The sequence below is a fragment of the Paenibacillus sp. FSL R5-0766 genome (assembly GCF_037971845.1).
In the GTDB taxonomy this organism is placed as follows: Bacteria; Bacillota; Bacilli; order Paenibacillales; family Paenibacillaceae; genus Paenibacillus.
The window spans coordinates 3,151,991-3,166,252 of record NZ_CP150227.1 but is presented as its reverse complement, the minus strand read 5'-3'; the positions used below and the strand labels follow the sequence as shown (position 1 = coordinate 3,166,252).

Below are 14,262 nucleotides of genomic sequence, written 5' to 3'. Positions count from 1 at the left end.
CAAAACACTTATGATGGTGGTTATTGTGGTGATGATTGTGGTGGTTATGATGGTGCTCGTGGTGGTGTTCTTTGTGCTGCTCTTGGGGAAGGTCACAGTCCTCAGGTTTTTTTTCTTAAATCCGCTCCAACCATATCTGATGCGTTTCTTTGGTTTCATCTTTTTTGCAGATCCTCCTTAGTGAGTCTCAATCGTTCCATTACAGGCGAACATCACTGGTTTGATGATATCAGTATATTAGCAAGTAAGAATTTCGTGATTATTATATGAGTAGTAGCACAACCAAAAGAGCGCTATCCGATGAGTACAATACTCCTGGATGCGCCCTTTTTATATTTACAGTATTCAATTTATCTTTGTTGATTAGTCCAATTTAATTTTGAAAACGATAGGCGCATTACTTTTCACAGTTGTCGTTGTGATCATCAGTGCGTCCGCTGTTCTCTCCCATTGCGGTTGTTCTTCATAGCCAAGTACTTGAATATCTTGAATGACCCCTTGAAAATGATGAGAATTTTCCTTCAGGGATTTAATCTGCACCACCCCGTTATCTGGATAGGCAAGAACCGTGGCATACAGACTGCTTTCTTTTAACGTAAACCGTATATCTTCACTCGTAAATATCTTCGTATCCCCATCCGTGAATTGCCCTTCCTTCACCTCTGTCGGACCCTCGCCAAACGTACGCCAGAATGACGTGTCATAGATCGCTTCTCCATTCACTTCCAGCCACTTGCCAATGCTCAGTAAAATCTCACGATCTTCTTCCGGTATGCTGCCGTCTGCTTTGGGACCAATGTTCAGCAGTAAATTTCCGTTTTTGCTTACAATATCGACGAGATCCCGAATGATCTCCTCAGCCGTTTTATAGTTATTATTTTCCGTATAACACCATGAGTTTTTAGCGACAGCTGTATCCGTTTGCCAAAAATAGGGCTTAAGCTCAGCGAACTGTCCCCGCTCCACATCCGGAACGGCACTACCAAACATGTAGGCCTCATGTTTATAATTGATAGCTACAGGCACACCCCATTCTTCACCTTTGTTATAATAATAGGCAGCAAATTTTTTAAGATAGGGTTTGAACGCAACCGTTTGAATCCACCAATCGAAATAAAAGACCTTTGGCTGGTATTGATCAACCAGTTCACAGCAGCGAATCAACCAGTCCTCCAGATACTCCTCGGTTGGAGGGGAGTCATACAAGTCGAAGTGATCCTTGGGTTCAGGCATGGCAGGCCAATAGAAATCCCCACGCTCCAGTGGTTCCTTAATATCTGAATCAAACTCCTTCCCATGAGACATGAAGAACCAGTGCTCGGCGCGGTGAGACGACACACATAAGGTCAGCCCCTGCTTCTCGTATGCAACCTTCATCTCACCCAGAAGATCCCGTTTGGGGCCCATTTCATATGTGTTATAGTGAGAGATAGAGCTTTTGTACATCTGAAAACCATCATGGTGCTCAGCCACAGGCATAACATATCTGGCTCCAGCCTGTTTGAATAACGTTGCCCATTCGTCTGCATCAAACTTCTCTGCACGAAACATCGGAATGAAGTCTTTATATCCAAAGTCCTTATGAGGTCCATATACCTCAAGGTGATGTTCATAAGCTTTGGTGCCTTGTATGTACATATTTCGCGAATACCATTCGCTATCATAGGCCGGTACAGAATATAGCCCCCAGTGAATGAATATGCCGAATTTCGCTTTTGGGTACCATTCGGGAACTTGGAAGGCGCTAAGCGAACTCCAGTTGTCCTTGAATTTACCGCGCTCAATCGTTGCTTCAATATGTTGCAAATATTCGTTTTTGTCCATGAGATGTTCTCATCCCTTCTGTTATTGTCTGTAGTTGTATTGTAGTGCTACGGCCGAAAGATAGACATGCAGAACACTAACTTTTAGATGGACAATAATAACCTTGTATGGAGATGAAAAGTATGAATCACCAAACTTTGCTTACGAACTACCTGTCCAATCTCCAAGTCGAATTATTCATGGTCAATTACAATCGGTGCGATACGGATTGGCGGGATCTGGATTACACGCCCGATTACAGCAAGTTTTATTTCATATGCGAAGGTGAAGGTTGGCTCAAAATTGGGGATGAGGAGTATTATCCTGCGCCTAATCAGCTTATTTTAATGCCAGAGGGGATCCAACAGTCCTACTCTGCCATTAATGACCGTCCTTTTCTCAAATATTGGTGTCACTTTAGCGCAAAGGTTGGGGGAATCAATTTGTTCCAAATTCTGAAATTCCCACACATCTGTACGATAGATCAACCTGAGTTGATTCAAGCAATCTTCAGCAGTATCCTTACATATGCAAAATCCGATGAAGTCTATGCCCATATGATGGCCAAGAGCAAACTGACTGAGCTACTATCCCACTATCTAATGAATCTGGATCTGGATCAGATCTCTTTTATTAACGTTCCTGTCATGGAGAAACTGTCTACCATCCTGGCTTATATTGATTCCAACATCGAAGAGAATATTTCGGTTCAGGATCTGGCCCAGATCGCCTACATGCATCCAAATTATTTCATTCGATTCTTCAAGCAGCAGATCGGAGTTCCTCCGATCCTCTATATTACTGGCAAAAAAATCGATAAGGCCAAGGAATTGCTGGCCTGCACCCCGAACACAATAACTGCCATCGCCGAGCATCTCGGTTTCAGTGATTTGTATTATTTCTCCAGACAGTTCAAAAAGCATACAGGGTTAACTCCAACGGAGTACCGCAAACAAAAAACGGTACTTACAACGAAACATGGTTTATAAATAAACTCAAAGCAGAGAGAGAGAGAGTTCCCTCATTCGGAACTCCCTCCTACAGACTTGTTTCTGTTCGATTCATGCTGAGTTACTTTCTTGAGTTCGCTCAAATAAGCATAACCATAGTTTTGATCCGGCTCAAGATATGCCCCTTCCGCCCACTCGTTCCAGGCATTAACAAAAAGATATTCACTTTTGTACAGCGTCCTCGCTCGTTCCATCTGTCTGGATAGATACAGCCCAAACTTCTCTGGTGTGGACCCAAGCGTACTCTGTCCATCAACGCCTCTCCGCGGTGTATTATCCCAATTGACAAAAGCACCTGGATAGACAATTTCTCCGTTACGGTGTGGTGTTCGTTCGAGAATGGAGGACCATACTTTGTCGTAATTCACAGCAATATGCTGCTGTCCCTTGATGTTCATTTCGATCCAGATTCCATTCATATGTCCATGTGCAAACGTATAATGTGGTTCAAATTCCATACTCGCATCAAAGATCTGACGATTAAATGTAGGGAATCCACCAATGGTCTGCACAACATGGATCCCTTGCAGGCCGTGCTTCAAAGCCAATTCACGCCAAAACTGAATCATTTCCTCACATTGCGGAATACTGGCTGGCCGATAGATCAGAAATAATGGCTTACCTTCCACTCGAATATATCGTTTGTCCTTAAATACCTTTACCAGATAATTAAAATGTTCTTCCCAATCCTCTCGCTCCCCGTAGTTCTGGGCCATGAGAATATCGGATTCTTGCCCATCCCATTTTCTTGTCCATGTCTCATTGGCCCAAGACAAACAAAAAGGAAAATCAGGCTCCCCACTATCCAAAATTTCATTCACCGGTTTTTCCAGCAAACGCTTGCCTTTGAACCAATAATGATAATAACAAAATCCATAAATGCCATGCTGTTTAGCCGTTTCCGCTTGCCACTTTCGTACATCTGGATCGGAAAGATCATAATATTTCCCCTGAAATGGCTGCTTAGGCTGATGATGACCCGAATATAAAGGCGTGGCTTTTTTTACATTCGTCCATTCGGTAAAACCGTCCCCCCACCATCGGTCGTTCTCCTCAATCCGATGAAATTGGGGCAGATGCAGAGCAATTACCTTCAATCAGAACTCCTCCAATGCAGCAACATGATGCAGCCTACGCTCCTGTGATTTTTGGGATGATTTATATGAAAATGATATCCAGCAGTCGCAATGTTTTTTGTAGATGGGATTGATTATATTTCATGTATGCCAGAGCATGGCTAGCGGCCAGTCTCCTTGCATCAACACTCTGCCAGTAATGTTCAAACTTCTGAGTGAGTTCTTCACAAGAGTTGTATTGTTGAAAGTTACTAAGGTCAATCCCGTTGCTCTGATTCACAGATGGCCCTATGAGTTGAAACGTCCCACATGCGGCAATTTCCATCACGTTTTTGATTGATTCGGCACTATGAATAACCAGTTTGCTTCCGTTATATAACATCTGACGAGCTTCATTTGTATGAACAGGATTGAAATCCCCGATCTGTGCCCAACCCTTTCCATCTACCCGAACCTTTTTGTTATCCAAAAGACCCGATTTGGCAATAGCGGTGACCATGCCATCCGGTTCTGCATCCCCGATGATATAAACATCCGATTCGTACTCCAGAGGAACAGCTTGCGGACAGAATATATGTGGATCAGGCGGCATTAACAGTTCATGACTAACCGTGCTTCCCATATGATGCTGATCATCGCTTATTTGGGCTGAATGTTGTGTAAACACGTGATCAAAAATCGATAGAATAGTTTCGCTTTGATTCCCATGTTGATCGGCAGACAACCAGATTACCTTCTTCACGGTGGATGTCCTTAATGCTGCAATATTCTCATCCGTCAAGTTTTCTTCGCTTCCGATGACCATAATTAGATCAACATCATAGGAAGACAAACAGGCTGACACAGATTCGATATATTTAATCTCATTCACATTTCTCACGAGATGTTTCAGACTCTGTTCAATCAGGACGCAATGTGATGACATTTCTCGGTCATTACAAGGAGTAATCAGAAGCACATTTAACTCCTTATAGATCACTTTTGGCACTTCGCGGGTAGGTATGCTTCCCACCTGCATCATTTTCAGCCATTGCTGATTCAGTTCCAATTGCTGTACTTCCATATGTTTACGCATGGATTTGAGTTTCCTGTTCAGCACAACATTCATCTGTCTCAGGAATAACCGGTTCGCATCATGAACTGAACGTTTCTTTTTCGCGGACTTAACCTGCGCTCTTGACTTCTTTCGGATAACAAACCCTCCTGTTCCATGCGAAAACATTCTCTGCCTACAATATGCTCGAAATAGTGGCGTGGTTTCTTCTATTGAGCTTTTCTCTAACTCTCTTTTGCAAAAAGGGCTTTATGCCAGACATATAATGTGTGGTCACCCGGGTCATTCCAGATCTTGTCCCCATAGAATATATGAATACTATATAGGAGATGATATCTTTGCCAACTTTTGATAGCATCCTTGTCACCGGTAATCAGACCATTAACCAAGATCTGCAAGTTAATGGTAATCAAACCGTTGGTGTCGACCTAAACGTCAATGGCAGTCAGACCATAACAGGCAGCCTTCAAATCAACGCCAGCTCCTCGATTGTCAACCATTTGGGTGTAGGCGGAGTGATTGAAGCTGGAGATAGCATTAAGGCCGCTACACAATTAATGGCACTTAATCAACCTACTCTTCCACTCTCCCTACCCGTTTTGCAACAACTCAGATATTACAATCCTGGTGTTGCAGGTCAACCCGGTCTGGTCTTAACAGGGACTGCTGGCAATCAATATATACTGTTCGTTGATGAAAGTAGCGGGACACCCCATCTCGCCATTCAACCCGTATAATATAACCCTGAACTAGATGAATTTCACCAAAAGAAGCGATATCCGAGTACATTCCGGATATCGCTTCTTTTGGTTTCTTTTCTGATGAAGCCTGGTTATAACTCCATCCTTTTATAAATCTGTGATCAATACGGACAAGACACTCTTGCTTTCCAGCTGGAACTTCATCAATACATCGTCGCGCAGCTTAACCTGTATGTTGCCCGTCTCCTCCCCATCATTGAAGAGGACTAATGCTACGGAACCATCGGCATTTTTAAAAGCCACAGAACAAATTCCATCATCACTGGATGTTGATTCGATCCGAACAGCCTTCGGGCGGATCACAGCACTGAAATGAGCCAGAGCATAATAATCAAGTGTATACGTAAGTTCCTTTGTTTGCTGATTCACTTGCACGATACCACGACACGTACTGCGACCAAAACCAGGAACCGTAGGCCCATTATTCTCATCTAGTGCCATATTCCAAAGTACAAAGGACTTGCTATAATTGCGAAGAATCTGAATTCCCGTTCGCATCACATTTGAAAAAGCCTGCTCAAACGGCGGAATCCACTCTCCACCTGAACCTTCAGTGAAATGCACTTCTTTTCCTGCAAAAGCTTCATAAACCTTCGTTTGAGCAGAAGCATCGCCCCCGTACCAATGCCAGGCTACGCCGTCCACTTCTTCTCCCGCTTGTTCCAACACGGTCAGCGGATAGTCCGGTTGATCCCAGTTGTGATCGTAACAGAGAATCTTGGTTTGAATATCGTTTTGCACAAAGGCTGGTTTAAGATGGTTTTTGATAAAATCTGCTTGGGCCTCGGCTGGCATCAGCATACCAGGATAGTGCCCTGGTTCATACAGCGCCTCATTCTGCGGTGTGATGGCATGGATCGGTAATTCATGTTTGGCATAGGCTTGAATGTATCTCACAAAATATTGCGCATAAACCGGATACCATTCCGCCTTCAACTGTCCGGTAATCATCGATCCGCTTGTTTTCATCCATCCCGGTGCACTCCATGGTGAAGCAAACAGTTTCATTTCAGGATTCAATGCCAAAGCCTGTTGCGTCAAAGGAATAACATCCTCTTCATCATGTGAAATGCTGAATTGGGTTAATTCTGCGTCTATCTGTTGTTCGGGCATATCGTTATAACTGTACACTTTTCTCGCATAGTCCGAAGCCCCCATTGGATTACGGATGACTGACAGCCCAATCCCTTTCTCCGGATGGAATAGACGGGTCATGACCTCCTCCCGTTGCTCATTATTCAAGATTTGGTTAATCAAATAGGCAGATGAATCGGTAAAAGAAGCACCAAATCCGTCCATCTCCTGATACGTTAGCTGATCATCCAGAAGGATGGTCGTTGTCTCCTTATCAGCATCCAGAGGCTTTAATTGCTCTTGGGATAGAGATACGAATAAATCTTCTTCACCCGTGGATTTGTACATTTTGAATGTAGTCATAGGATTCTCCTTTGTATTTATTATTGAATGCCTAGTTTCTCTTTGTTCAATTTCATCTTTTCACTGCGTACCTTAACAATCTCTTCCCAACGGTTCTCACCTAAAAATGACTTGTAAGAAGCCAGTGCATTGTCATACGAGGCATCATCCTTGGACCGTACCATACTGACCAGCGTTGTATTCCACTTCGTATTGATTGCTGACAACGCACGAGCTTCAGGTGTACCTTGATCCGGGCTAATGTTCTCCAGAATAAAGTGTGGTTTCAGCTTGCCTTTGCCCCACTCCTGCATCTGTTTAATCGCTTCGGGAAAAGCATCTGCACTGAGTGCTTTGTGGCGGTCATGACCGAAGAACATAAACTCACCCATCCGATAATCCTTTTTGAATTGATCCGCGTTATTGAGTTGCAGGTCTTTCACGGCTGGCAGTAATTCTACACTACCGTCGGCTTTGGTTTGGTAGGTTTCCCCCTCGATCCCGTAATTCATAAGCGTCTGTCCTTCTTCACTCAGCAAGTATGTGAATATCTGAATGGCCTTGGCCGGATCTTTACAGTCCTTGGAAATGAAATTGATCATCCACCCGGTTATTCCGGATTGATTCAATGTTGGTGCATTGCCTTTGGTACTCTGCGGTCCATCGATAGCAACATATTCTTTGCCTGGATTCGCACTCATGTAGATTTGCAAGTTTCCTCCTTGTTGAGGTGTACCGTCAAGCAGCATGGTTGCATATTTACCGGACTTCACTTTTTCCTCAAAAGCGGTTCCATCATCGGCAAAACTGTCATCACTGATATTGCCGTCTCTGTAAACGGTGTTCAATGTTTTCAACCACGTGAGGTAATCTTCATCCAGATTGCGATCATAGAATTCTCCTGATTCGGTCTCCAACGGAACACCGATGAAATCTTGCAACGTATCCCCCAGTGAACCTGTTCCTTCACCAATGGAGTTGAATCCAAACGGGATCAGCGCAGGGAACTCTTGCTTAATTCGTTTCATCACACTCTGGAATTCTTCTGGCGTTCCAATGACCGGACTACCCAAAGCTTCGTACACATCTTTACGAATGATAAATGCCGTTTTGGCAGGAATGTTACCGCTATCATAATCCTCTTGCGTATTGGAATAGTTCGGGTAACCATAGGTTTTACCATCCGCCAATTGGAACCAGTTCAATGTATCGGCAGCCGCAACTTTATTAAAGTAAGGATCATATTTTTCCGCCAGATCGTTCAGCGGCATCGCCCAGGTTGCAGCTTTTTGTACCACAGGAGAATTGGAGTCAAATACGGTCAGCAAGTCAGGCATATCTCCACCAGCGAAAAAGGTGTTTAACTTGGTATCATCACCCGTGATGAATTTAATATTGATGTTCAGATCCTCTTTGATTTTCTTGGTAACAATATCCTTACCAAAATCAGTGTTCCACCAGTCTGCATTGACGTACCACGTCAGGTCAGTAGCCTCTTCCTTTTTATCCAACTGCCAAGCCGGCTTTTCCGGGTCAACCGTATAACGATCTTCAATGGATACCCAATTCCCTTCACTGGAGCCCCCCGATCCACCGCTGCAACCTGTAATCATAAGTACGGCTGTGAGCAGTGTTGCGAGCAATTTAATCCCTTTTTTGCCTGATGCCTTATTCAACTTCAACATATTTTTGTTCCTCCTCAAAATGGGGTATTGGTTGCTCCTATTCCTTGACCGCTCCGAGCATCATTCCCGAGATAAAGTATCTCTGAACGATGGGATAGATCAGCACGATAGGTAGTGTCGTAATGACAATGGTGGCTAGCTGCACGCCTTTGGTCGTTGTTTCAATGACAGCTGAACCTCCGACATTTTGCATGGATTGTGTCTGTGACTGAACGATAATCTCGTACAACATCATCTGGAGTGGATACAGTGACTGATCGGTAATGTATAACTTGGTTGTCATAAAGTCGTTCCATTGCCCCACCCCATTAAATAGCGCAATTGTAGCCATAGCCGGCATAGAGAGTGGGATGAATATTTTCAGGAAAATATGCCAATCCCCTGCGCCGTCAATCTTGGCCGATTCTTCCAGAGAATCCGGGACATTCCGGAAGAAATTCATCAGAATCACGACATCATAAAAGCTGAATAACGCCGGGATAATGTACACCCAGAAGCTGTTAAGCAAGCCAAGTGATTTGATTAACAGATACGTCGGGATCATACCGCCCGAGAAGAACATTGTAATAACACCCATGGCAACGTATAATTTACGGCCTCTTATGTACTTTTTGCTCAGACCGTAACCAACCATGGCACAGAAGAACACATGTGTAACAACGCCAATCGTTGTTTTGGAGACCGATATGAAGAAGGCCTGCCAGATTCCCTGATCGTTGAATACAGCTCTGTAATTCTCCAGCGAGAATTCCGGTGACCAGAAGATGAATCCACCTTCCGCCAGCGCTTTGCCTGAACTAAAGGAAGAGATGATGACATTCCAGAGCGGAACGAGAATAACGACCGTACAGATGATTAGCAAAATCATATTTAAGGTATCAAAGATCCGACTATCGAGATCTTCTTTTGCCACCTTTCCATTCACGCGGGCTACCTCCTTCTACAACACAGATTGATTATCGTTTAATTTGCTTGTAATTTTGTTTGCCGTGACGAGTAGAATGACAGAAATGATGGAGACACCCAAGCCAACGGCCGTTGCATATGAAAAGTCACCCTGAGACATACCCATACGGTACACGTACGAATTGATGACTTCCGCTTTGTCGCGGTTCTGGGAGTTCATGAGCACCAAGGTCTGATCCAGATTCGACCCTAATAAACCGCTTACAGTTAGAATCAGATTTAGGCTGATGATGGATTTCATGTTGGGCAATGTGATATTCCAGATCTGTCTCAGACGGCTTGCACCATCAATTTTGGCAGCTTCATAGTATGTTGGATCAATCTTTGCCATGATCGCCAGATACAGAATCGTTCCCCAACCTGCTTCTTTCCAAATATCAGATAACGTAGCAATCCACCAGTACTTGCCTGCATCCAGCAAGATGTTCTGCGGTTGGGAGATCACTCCCAGGCTAAGTAACAACTGATTAAATAACCCCGTTGTTGAAAACCAGGTGATCAGCATTCCCCCAAGTACAATCCAGGACAAAAAGTGAGGTAAATATGAAACCGTTTGCACAAACTTTTTGAAGCGTCCGCTGTTTAACTCGTAGATCATGATTGCAAGAATGATCGGAATGACGAACCCGATTCCCAGTTTCAAAAAACTGATCCCCAGTGTATTCACGACTGCATCCCAGAAATATTTGTCTGATAAAATGATTCTGAAATTATCCAGCCCTACCCATGGAGCGGTAGCCAGCGTATCAATGACCGTGTAATTTTTGAAGGCAATCGTCAAACCGTAAATCGGGATATAACAGAAAATAATCATAAAGATAATGCCTGGGATAATCATCGATTGAATCTCCCATTGTCTCCGATAATCGACTATGAATTCTTTAATCCGTTGTCCGATGGGTTTCTTCCCATTGGGACTGATCGCATTTTTACCGGTTGATGTCTCTACGGCTAATTTATCCACGTTTTTTTACTCCCCTCCATCATGCATGCATGTTTATAAAAACGTTTTTATTTTTCGACATAAAAAACCCCTTTGTTTATGTTTATGTAAAAAAAAGACCGGAGAAGATGAGTCAGCTTATGTACGATAATCTTTCCGGTCGATCTTCACATGGCTTGAACCTCTCACCACCAGCTCACCCGCCAATTTTTGTGCAGCCCCTTGTTCTTTCTCCTTGATCATACCCACCAGTTGATTAATTGCCAGGATACCCTGTCTTGCAATTTGATTTCTTACCGTTGTGAGCGGTGGAGAAAAATACTGTGCGATATCAATATCGTCGAAACCCACGACACTAACATCTTGAGGTACTTCAAAACCCTCAGACTTCAACGCATGCATACAGCCAATTGCACTCAAGTCATTCCCTGCAAGAAATGCATCAGGCCGCTTGCCGGGGTGCAAATGAAGAAAAGATTTTATCGCACTATACGTGCTCTCCTCCTCAAAATATCCTTGTATAATGTAATCTTCATCGATTGGAAGCTGGTATTCACGCAAGGCAGCCAAGTAGCCATCTCTCCGTTGCACACTGTCAAACATCGTGTCCACGCCCGAAATATAAGCAATGTTCTTGTGCCCCAGCCCAATTAAATACTTGGTTGCTTCATAAGCCGCCACGTAAGAGTCAAAAATGACACTTCCCATCGTATCGCTCTGATAGACCCGGTCCAGAAAAACCGCCTTGATCTTGTCTTTCTCCATAGCGATAATATCTTGCTCATCGATCCGAAGTTCTTCGTAAATAATGACACCATCCACCCGCCGACCCAGAATATTACTCATAATTACGTGTTTATCCTTGGTCACAAATACATTCAAACCATACCCAAGACGATCACATTCGCGAGACATCGACTCAACCAGCTTATAGAAATACGGACCCGATACACTTGTGGTAAAAAAACCGAGCATTTTGGTTTGACCGGACTTCAACAGCTTGCCATTCAGATTGGGCACATAATTTAAACGCTCTGCTACCTTTAGAACATGTGATTTCGTCTCCGGGTTCAAGACATCTACACCATTCAAAGCGTTGGAGACCGTCGATATGGATACGCCCGCTTCCCTTGCTACATCTTTAATCGTTATCTTTGCCATAAGTTTTGTTCCTTTACTATAAAAACGTTTTTATAATGTTTAAATTATCATAAAACCGTTTTCATGGCAACACTTTAATTTGTGAGTTCAGGCATCATGTACTTTATTCATAGCTATACGCTACTGCTGGCGCAAAAAAACGGCTCATGTATGAGCCGCCGTTCATGAAGCTTTAGCTTTCTATTCCTCATCTTGGATATACATGGAGTGAATCTGTTGCAGCTGCTCCTCCAGACGTTCCAAGCGAACAAAACGATCCGCTCGAATATATTCCTTCTGCTCCACAAGCATGATCATTGTTGGAACGGTAAAAATAAGAAACTTGGACGCAACCTCTTCCACTTCATTAGCATTAATGTGACCCAGGTATATTGATGGATAAGGTTCAAGCAACGTCCTGATCTTGGGGAGTAAGGCGTGACATACACTGCACTCTGGCCGAGATACATACAAAAAAACCAATTCATGTTGTTGAATAACTTCTTCAACCATTTCTATGGATGTTAACTCATGAATATCTTTCATAGAAGCTCAACCCTTTCAGTTATTCAATAGCTTGCTCATTTAAACTTTTTCTTTTCAAGTATAGCCTATGTGGGTTAGAATCAAATGGAATATATCCCCATATGAAAGAGGTTATGGTATGAAAAAATCATTCCTATTTCTGTTCACTGCCCTGGTTGTTGTTACTTCCTTCTCGGCGTATGCACCTGTGTCGAATGCCTCTGGCGATATTGGAGTCAGCTTGTTGTCCGATCGTCAACAAGGTACAGTAAAGTAGTACTTGTACAGAAAGTAACAGGCGACAATTCGGATAACATCTGAATTAGTCGCCTGCTTTCATTTATTCTTATTGATTTTTATTTCCAATTTCTTTTCCGAAGATAAGATTCAAATACAAAAGTTCCAAACGGCAATAGACCGGCCAGTCCACCCATCAGCCAACGTGTTATCTTCCATTTTTTGACCAAAGCCAAATGCACTAGCGCAATAAGGTACAAAGGAAACAAAATACCATGAATCATGCCCATTACGGCTACAGCGGAAGAGATATCTGCAAAATATTTCAGAGGCATAGCAATAAAAATCAATAGAAGTAAGGATACGCCCTCCCATATGCCCGCAATTCTGAATCGGCCTGTCACTGTCTTCATAAAGTTCATTCTCACCTTTCCCGCAGATCGTTTGTGAAATATGTAACTTGTAACATGCTACAAAAACTTCACGCCACATCTCCGTACAGATATGTCGTTCTGAAGCTCATCTTCAGTATAACGTATGAGTTTGAGTCGAAGATGCTTCAAATTTGAATAATTATTGAATCCATTAAACCTTATTCCCACATCGGGTCTTACGAATTCAAGTCGTCTCACGCTCAATCAGCTGGTATGTCAGCTGTTCGGTCCGCAACTCTGTTTTACCCAATACAGCCCACAAGTGATGGAAAGCCTGGGTGGCTTGCTCCGCAATCGGATTGTGTATGGTCGTGATTCCAAGAACGCGGGAAAGCTCGATATCATCAAACCCCACAATGGCGAGTTGTTCCGGTACCTGAATATTCCGTCTACGTGCTTCACTCAGAATGCCGATGGCTGCATAATCATTGGAACATAATACGGCCTGTGGAAGTTCTGGCCCCTCAGCCATTCTTCCCATCGCTTCTTCGCCATCGGAGGAGCTAAATACGGAATATTGATATGCTTCAGTCCACACATGCAACCCTCTGCTCTTCATGAAAGATTCATAGGCTTCTCGGCGGCTCTGGGTATTCAAACTTTCAGCCCTGCCAAATGCATTCGCAATTCGGGTGTATCCTCTTGATACCAGATGCTCCAGAGCTAACTTATACCCTTCTGCCTGATCCATCGCAACAGACGGAATCTCGTCATTCCCCATTCGCTGCCAGGAGACAATCGGACCGTATTCCATATACGCCTTTAATTTCCGAGGATCATTGACACAAGCAATAATAACTAGCCCATCGACTCGTTTACTGCGCAGATCTTCGAACGCCTGCAATTCAATCTCCGGATCTCCACGGGATGTATAGATAATCGTCTGAAACCCAAAATCCATGGCTGTATCAATGAATTGATTCATGAATGTAAGAATGATCTCACCTGTGGTAGAGGTCACAATTCCAATCTGTTTTGTCTGCCCTGTAGATAACGATACCGCATTCCGGTTGGGAATATAATTCAACTGTTTCATAATATCCGTTATGATCTGTCTTGCTTCATCACTAACATGCGGAGAATGATTAATCACGCGTGACACTGTCGCTTTTGAGTAACCGGACCGCTTCATAATTTCATCAAACTTGGACATCGGAGACTCCCTTCTTGCTAACGAACTATAGAATAATAGTATGCCTCAGATCTGGGTCA

The 14,262-nt window shown here is 43.5% G+C and carries 15 protein-coding genes; 4 read left to right on the top strand and 11 right to left on the bottom strand.

Annotated features, from left to right (window positions below; translation table 11 throughout):
* Positions 1 to 10: 10 nt before the first annotated feature.
* Positions 11 to 181: a hypothetical protein gene (locus MKY66_RS13795; protein WP_339807162.1), complete on the top strand. Its 171-nt coding sequence runs from the start codon at positions 11 to 13 to the stop codon at positions 179 to 181.
* A 182-nt stretch (positions 182 to 363) separates the two neighbouring features.
* Here the strand turns inward: MKY66_RS13795 and MKY66_RS13790 are convergent, their stop codons facing one another.
* Entirely contained in the window at positions 364 to 1,824 is a 1,461-nt protein-coding gene (locus MKY66_RS13790) for an alpha-L-fucosidase (protein WP_076211815.1), read from the bottom strand.
* Positions 1,825 to 1,946: 122 nt separating this feature from the next.
* Here MKY66_RS13790 and MKY66_RS13785 point away from each other — a divergent pair, with 122 nt between their 5' ends.
* Entirely contained in the window at positions 1,947 to 2,792 is an 846-nt protein-coding gene (locus tag MKY66_RS13785; RefSeq protein WP_076211813.1) for an AraC family transcriptional regulator, read from the top strand.
* Between the two features lie 32 nt (positions 2,793 to 2,824).
* Here the strand turns inward: MKY66_RS13785 and MKY66_RS13780 are convergent, their stop codons facing one another.
* A complete protein-coding gene (locus MKY66_RS13780) occupies positions 2,825 to 3,910 on the bottom strand; it encodes a glycoside hydrolase family 99-like domain-containing protein (protein ID WP_076211812.1) in 1,086 nt (361 codons plus the stop codon).
* Positions 3,911 to 3,971: 61 nt separating this feature from the next.
* Positions 3,972 to 4,964 carry a hypothetical protein gene (locus tag MKY66_RS13775; protein ID WP_143760326.1) on the bottom strand — a complete coding sequence of 331 codons (993 nt, stop codon included), beginning with the start codon at positions 4,962 to 4,964 and terminating at the stop codon, positions 3,972 to 3,974.
* A gap of 308 nt (positions 4,965 to 5,272) precedes the next feature.
* Here MKY66_RS13775 and MKY66_RS13770 point away from each other — a divergent pair, with 308 nt between their 5' ends.
* Positions 5,273 to 5,680 carry a hypothetical protein gene (locus MKY66_RS13770; RefSeq protein WP_256704245.1) on the top strand — a complete coding sequence of 136 codons (408 nt, stop codon included), beginning with the start codon at positions 5,273 to 5,275 and terminating at the stop codon, positions 5,678 to 5,680.
* 111 nt (positions 5,681 to 5,791) lie between these two features.
* Here the strand turns inward: MKY66_RS13770 and MKY66_RS13765 are convergent, their stop codons facing one another.
* The 6 genes from MKY66_RS13765 to MKY66_RS13740 form a co-directional block, all read right to left on the bottom strand.
* A complete protein-coding gene (locus MKY66_RS13765) occupies positions 5,792 to 7,141 on the bottom strand; it encodes a glycoside hydrolase family 30 beta sandwich domain-containing protein (RefSeq protein ID WP_076211806.1) in 1,350 nt (449 codons plus the stop codon).
* A gap of 20 nt (positions 7,142 to 7,161) precedes the next feature.
* Positions 7,162 to 8,805 carry a sugar ABC transporter substrate-binding protein gene (locus MKY66_RS13760; RefSeq protein ID WP_076211804.1) on the bottom strand — a complete coding sequence of 548 codons (1,644 nt, stop codon included), beginning with the start codon at positions 8,803 to 8,805 and terminating at the stop codon, positions 7,162 to 7,164.
* 37 nt (positions 8,806 to 8,842) lie between these two features.
* Complete coding sequence (locus MKY66_RS13755) at positions 8,843 to 9,730, bottom strand: carbohydrate ABC transporter permease (protein WP_076211802.1); 888 nt, start codon at positions 9,728 to 9,730, stop codon at positions 8,843 to 8,845.
* 15 nt (positions 9,731 to 9,745) lie between these two features.
* The gene (locus MKY66_RS13750; protein ID WP_200868492.1) at positions 9,746 to 10,735 is read right to left on the bottom strand and encodes an ABC transporter permease subunit; all 990 of its coding nucleotides are present in this window, start codon (positions 10,733 to 10,735) and stop codon (positions 9,746 to 9,748) included.
* A gap of 117 nt (positions 10,736 to 10,852) precedes the next feature.
* On the bottom strand, positions 10,853 to 11,875 hold the full coding sequence (locus tag MKY66_RS13745; RefSeq protein WP_076211800.1) for a LacI family DNA-binding transcriptional regulator: 1,023 nt from the start codon (positions 11,873 to 11,875) through the stop codon (positions 10,853 to 10,855).
* A gap of 180 nt (positions 11,876 to 12,055) precedes the next feature.
* Positions 12,056 to 12,400, bottom strand: a complete 345-nt coding sequence (locus MKY66_RS13740) for a thioredoxin family protein (RefSeq protein ID WP_076211798.1) — start codon at positions 12,398 to 12,400, stop codon at positions 12,056 to 12,058.
* 118 nt (positions 12,401 to 12,518) lie between these two features.
* On the opposite strand from MKY66_RS13740, the gene MKY66_RS13735 reads away from it, so the two are divergent.
* A complete protein-coding gene (locus tag MKY66_RS13735) occupies positions 12,519 to 12,656 on the top strand; it encodes a hypothetical protein (protein ID WP_167350856.1) in 138 nt (45 codons plus the stop codon).
* Positions 12,657 to 12,735: 79 nt separating this feature from the next.
* On the opposite strand, the gene MKY66_RS13730 is transcribed toward MKY66_RS13735, so the two are convergent.
* Both MKY66_RS13730 and MKY66_RS13725 read right to left on the bottom strand, forming a co-directional pair.
* A complete protein-coding gene (locus MKY66_RS13730) occupies positions 12,736 to 13,029 on the bottom strand; it encodes a DUF3817 domain-containing protein (protein ID WP_076212121.1) in 294 nt (97 codons plus the stop codon).
* Positions 13,030 to 13,234: 205 nt separating this feature from the next.
* Positions 13,235 to 14,203 carry a LacI family DNA-binding transcriptional regulator gene (locus tag MKY66_RS13725; protein WP_076211796.1) on the bottom strand — a complete coding sequence of 323 codons (969 nt, stop codon included), beginning with the start codon at positions 14,201 to 14,203 and terminating at the stop codon, positions 13,235 to 13,237.
* Positions 14,204 to 14,262: the final 59 nt, after the last annotated feature.

Bases quoted from the DNA above. Each gene is read 5' to 3' on its own strand.
- MKY66_RS13765 (WP_076211806.1), bottom strand. From the start codon at position 7,141: ATGACTACATTCAAAATGTACAAATCCACGGGTGAAGAAGATTTATTC.
- MKY66_RS13785 (WP_076211813.1), top strand. From the start codon at position 1,947: ATGAATCACCAAACTTTGCTTACGAACTACCTGTCCAATCTCCAAGTC.
- MKY66_RS13770 (WP_256704245.1), top strand. From the start codon at position 5,273: ATGATATCTTTGCCAACTTTTGATAGCATCCTTGTCACCGGTAATCAG.
- MKY66_RS13730 (WP_076212121.1), bottom strand. From the start codon at position 13,029: ATGAAGACAGTGACAGGCCGATTCAGAATTGCGGGCATATGGGAGGGC.
- MKY66_RS13735 (WP_167350856.1), top strand. From the start codon at position 12,519: ATGAAAAAATCATTCCTATTTCTGTTCACTGCCCTGGTTGTTGTTACT.
- MKY66_RS13725 (WP_076211796.1), bottom strand. From the start codon at position 14,203: ATGTCCAAGTTTGATGAAATTATGAAGCGGTCCGGTTACTCAAAAGCG.
- MKY66_RS13760 (WP_076211804.1), bottom strand. From the start codon at position 8,805: ATGTTGAAGTTGAATAAGGCATCAGGCAAAAAAGGGATTAAATTGCTC.
- MKY66_RS13775 (WP_143760326.1), bottom strand. From the start codon at position 4,964: ATGCGTAAACATATGGAAGTACAGCAATTGGAACTGAATCAGCAATGG.
- MKY66_RS13795 (WP_339807162.1), top strand. From the start codon at position 11: ATGATGGTGGTTATTGTGGTGATGATTGTGGTGGTTATGATGGTGCTC.
- MKY66_RS13790 (WP_076211815.1), bottom strand. From the start codon at position 1,824: ATGGACAAAAACGAATATTTGCAACATATTGAAGCAACGATTGAGCGC.
- MKY66_RS13745 (WP_076211800.1), bottom strand. From the start codon at position 11,875: ATGGCAAAGATAACGATTAAAGATGTAGCAAGGGAAGCGGGCGTATCC.
- MKY66_RS13740 (WP_076211798.1), bottom strand. From the start codon at position 12,400: ATGAAAGATATTCATGAGTTAACATCCATAGAAATGGTTGAAGAAGTT.